A 4276-nucleotide genomic window follows, 5' to 3' on the forward strand; every position below is an offset into this window, starting at 1 on the left:
CCCGCCAGCCGGGTGACGACCATCGCGAGATGGATCGCGGAAGGAGAATATATAATGTCGGGCGCATCCCTCGCTCCGGCAGGTGCATCGAACCCCGTGGGAGGCAAGATAGTCCTCAACCCGTTATCCCTGCCGGAGCGGCCCGGACCAGAAAATGATCCATGAAGGACGCCACAGGGCACCGTACAGGGATGTGCAATACCTTTATCCTCTCTACGGCCTGTGAGTCATCCTGAACAATGAGGGTCGCCATCGTCACGGAGTACTGGAAAGAGAGCCCCGGTGGTGGCATCAAGGTCTTCCTCACAAACCTGGTCGAGGAGCTGCAGGCCCGTGCGGTCGATGTCCGTGTCATATTCCGGATGGGCTCCGACCCGGAGCAGATCGGTCTTCCCGTGAACCCGAAACTGTTCGCCCTGAAGGCTTTCCTGACACTGCATCGGGTCCAGCCAGATGTCATCCACGTGCATGGGGCGGACGGGCACACCCTCTTCCCCGCCATCGTGCATAAAAAGACGAGCGGCTGCAGGGTCGTACAGACATTCCATACCGAACCCGAGGCTCCGCTCTCTCCGTGGTTCCGCTTCTTCTACCAGAGGCTCCTCGACAACTGCGATGCGGTCACGTTCGTCTCCCACCGCCTGAAGGAGCGCGTTGGCGAGGTCTGGGGCCTGACGCACTGGAACCCGCAGATCACCTACGGCGGCGCTCCGCGCTCGATCTCGTTCTCGGAGGGAGAGGTCCAGGAGTTCGTTACCCGGTTTGGGATCGGGGGCCGATATCCTGTCCTGGCCGCCCTGGGGCTGACAGCCCTGAGCTACAAGGCGGAGGGACTGAAGGTGCTGATGCAGGCGGTGAAGCTCCTGCGGGAGGAATATCCGGGCATCCTGCTCATCGCCACCCGCGAGGGTGTCTTCTCGCAGCCGTTGAAGGAGTACGCAGAGAAGGAAGGGGTCACTGGTTCTGTTCTCTTCACGGGCGACGTCGACAACTCCTCCGTGCCGCTCGCGGTTGCCGATGTGTACACGCACATCACTCTGGGCGACGGGCTCCCGATCGCTCTCCTGGAGGCGATGGCGATGGGCAAACCCGTCGTCGCCACGCCGGTCGCCGGGATCCCGGAGGCGATCCGGAGCGGGATGAACGGGATCCTCGTCCCGCCGGAGCCGCGGAGAATCGCCGCAGCGATTGCGGATCTGCTGGAGCATCCCGATACTGCTGCGATCCTGGGGAGGAACGCAAAACAGGCGGCGGAAGACGTGTTCACCTGGAAGAAGAGCGCGGACCGGTTCCTGGCCCTCTACAACGACTCTTCATGAATGGCATTGAGTAGGATATACCCTCGCCTATCCGTGGTATTGGACTGGTGCGCTATGGAATACACCTTGTTCGCCATTCAGGTGCGTTATAACTCCAGCGGTCGCGTCGTCCATCTCGCCGTCCCATTCCATCGTGCTGAGGACGATCGATACAGGTTACGATAGGGGCATTGAATTGAACACGGATTCCCTCCCGGATATCGTACTTTGGGTGGGGGTATGAGGGGGAGGGGGGTGCGCCCCCTCCCCTCTCGAACCCCTCCCCCCCCTCTGGTGCGATAGGGCCTGAGTGGGGGTGCGGAGGATCAGTTCGGCGTTCTGGGCCCCAAGGCTTGCATCGAGTATGGACTGCTTTCGTGAGTGAGGTCTGTGCACATCGGAGTGAGGGTTATCGCTCTGCAGGGGATGCGGTTCAGGATCTCCTCACGAGTGCGGACGGATCGGATGGAGGAAAAAGATGGTGGAAGAATCCAATGTCTGCATGTACCGGGTTCACGAGACGATGGCTTCGAGCTGCCGCGCGAACTCTTTGAAATTTTTCTCCGCGTTGTAGTTCTCCTCCCAGTTCGCCCGGCTCTGCAGGCGCATCCGCTCCATGCCGGCCGGATCGTCCACGAACGTACCGATCGCACCGGCGATGTCCCGCGGATGAGGATCCGGATTGAGGAGTAGCCCGACCTTCTTCGTGACGATCTCCGGGGTCCCGCCAACCGCTGTCGCAAGGACGGGGATACCGCAGCTCTGGGCCTCCATGATCGTCACCGGGATACCCTCGGACTCGCTGACGTTCAGGAACAGGTCGATGCAGTGCCTGCGGTAATATTCCATCACTTCCTCGGGGGGAATCTGGCCGAGGAAGGCGGGGCGGACGTTATTGGGAAGAGTGCTCTTCGCCTGCTTCTCAACCATTGCCCGCTCGGGGCCGTCGCCGATGTGAACCCATTCAAACGTATACTCGGGCCTCAGTCTACCCAGTTCTGCCAAGCCCTGGACCAGCAGTCCGAGCCGCTTGATCGGCACCACGTGCGAACAGGATACCATCCGGAAGACGCCGTCGGAGGAGGGTTCGGTTGAGAAGCGGGGGTCGTCCACGCCCAGGCGGGAGACGGTATACTTCGACTCGAATGCCGGATACTTCCGGGAGAGATACTCTTTCCCATGCTCGGAGACCAAAAATACTCGATCGATTGCATCCAGAACCTCCTCCCTGAAAGGCATATAAGGGGGGTTGTGGCGCTCTTCGTAGAGGTCGAACCCGTGCGCGCGGGTCACATGTTTGATCTCCGGATGCCGCCGTCTGGCCAGGCTGACGCCGAGCGCGGTGCCGTCGAACCAGTAGGTGTAGAAGAGGGTGCGGGAGGGGTCCAGTCTGCCTCGTTCCATCTGTTGGACAATCCAGTTCCGAATCCGGTGAGCGGTGCCCATCTGTTCCAGCAGCCGCCGCACCGAGACGCCATGCAGAGCCAGAGCGGGGCATTTTCCGATCTCCCCGTACATGTGCGGTGATGTCAGGGCATATCCCGCCACCTGCAGATTCCGCAGGATGTTCCCGATTGGACCCGGGCAGTTCACGAGGGAAGTGTCGACACCTGCCGAAGCAGGGAGCCCTCCTGACGGTTCCATTCTACCCCCCCTGTGCAAGCGCGGGACGAGCAGGATCGTATCGAATGCGGCGCACAGGTGCGGCAGCTCCTGGTGCAGGAAGGGTTCTATTGCGGCGCCCGCGAGCGGGAAGGATGCCGTGAAGATCACCAGTGTCGTATTGTTCTTGTTCATGCCGCACAGGACCTCTCTTGTCCGTGTCTGCCGCGCATGGGCCGCACGCCATTCCCGGCAATTCGCATGCGTCTCGATAGCAGCCTGCACCCCAGCGCCGATCCGCGAAGACGATCCTCCCCATGTGTCAGCGAGGCTGCCGGATCAGGTGGCAGCGATCGAATCCAGGACCGCGGCGAATTTCTTTGCCATCTCCTCGTGGCTGTACTTCCGGATCTCCGGTAATCTGCCATGGTACGCTACAATCCCTCTGGCTTTGTATTCGCCATAAGCCCTCCGCAATGCGGCTTTGAGATCTTCTGCACGCGAGACATGCACTCCCGCTTTCGTCCGATCCAGCAGCTCCTTGACCACGCCGCCGTCCTCGTACCCCATGGAGAGGATGGGCCGCTGCGCGGCCAGGTACTCGAAGAGCTTGCCGGTGTATACGCCCTTCTCCTCCGGATCGTTCCAGGTCAGAAGGAGCAGCAGCTGGGCCTTCCGCTGCTCCTCGACGGCCTCCCCGCGCGGGACCAGACCGCGGATCCGCACAACGTCCTGGAGCCGGTGCTTCTCGACCGCGCGGTGCAGCCAGTCCGCATCGAATCCGTAAAAATCGATCCGAAGATCCCCGGCATCCACCTCTCCTGCATCCACGAGCGCGCGCGCGGCTGCGAACAGGGGTTCCGGATCCCGTTTGCCCTGGTAGAGGTGGCCGGTATAGACGATACGAAACGTTCCATCCACCGGGGTGCCATGCGCCATGAGCTCGGGATCGAAGCCGTTGGGGATGGAGTAGACGCGCGCATCCGTGTGGAACCGCTTCAGTGTCTCCGCCAGCGGTTCCGATACGGTGGTGAGGGCGTCTGCGGCGGCCAGGGTCTTTCGCTCCAGCCGCCTCTCCAGCAGGATCCGCAGCTGCGTATGGGCATCGGGATAGTAGTGGTTCTGGGTCCAGAGGTCCCGCAGGTCGGCGATCCAGGGGACGCCATACTTCTCCTTGAGCTGGTGCGCTATGAGGTGCGCGGATACCGGCCGTGACGAGCTGATGATCGCGTCGAACTCCCCGCTCTCCAGCAGCTGCGTGCCGTCCTCGAAGGCATTCTCCCTCCAGAGTCCGAACTCATCGGGATAGAAGACAAAATCGGTCCCCAGACGGACCAGCCGCATGAGGTGCCGGTTCTTCTCGATCCGGTTCCGCA

3 protein-coding genes are annotated in these 4276 nt (G+C 61.7%); 1 reads left to right on the plus strand and 2 read right to left on the minus strand.

Going from position 1 to position 4276, the window contains the following annotated elements:
- The first annotated feature begins 239 nt into the window (after positions 1-239).
- Positions 240-1319 carry a glycosyltransferase family 4 protein gene (locus QMC96_10065; protein ID MDI6877101.1) on the plus strand — a complete coding sequence of 360 codons (1080 nt, stop codon included), beginning with the start codon at positions 240-242 and terminating at the stop codon, positions 1317-1319.
- 492 nt (positions 1320-1811) lie between these two features.
- Here QMC96_10065 and QMC96_10070 read toward each other — a convergent pair whose 3' ends face one another.
- On the minus strand, positions 1812-3095 hold the full coding sequence (locus tag QMC96_10070) for a glycosyltransferase (GenBank protein ID MDI6877102.1): 1284 nt from the start codon (positions 3093-3095) through the stop codon (positions 1812-1814).
- A gap of 144 nt (positions 3096-3239) precedes the next feature.
- The coding region (locus QMC96_10075; protein MDI6877103.1) for a glycosyltransferase at positions 3240-4276 on the minus strand (1037 nt) is incomplete at its 5' end.

The sequence above is a fragment of the Methanomicrobiales archaeon genome (assembly GCA_030019205.1).
Lineage (GTDB): Archaea > Halobacteriota > Methanomicrobia > Methanomicrobiales > JACTUA01 > JASEFH01.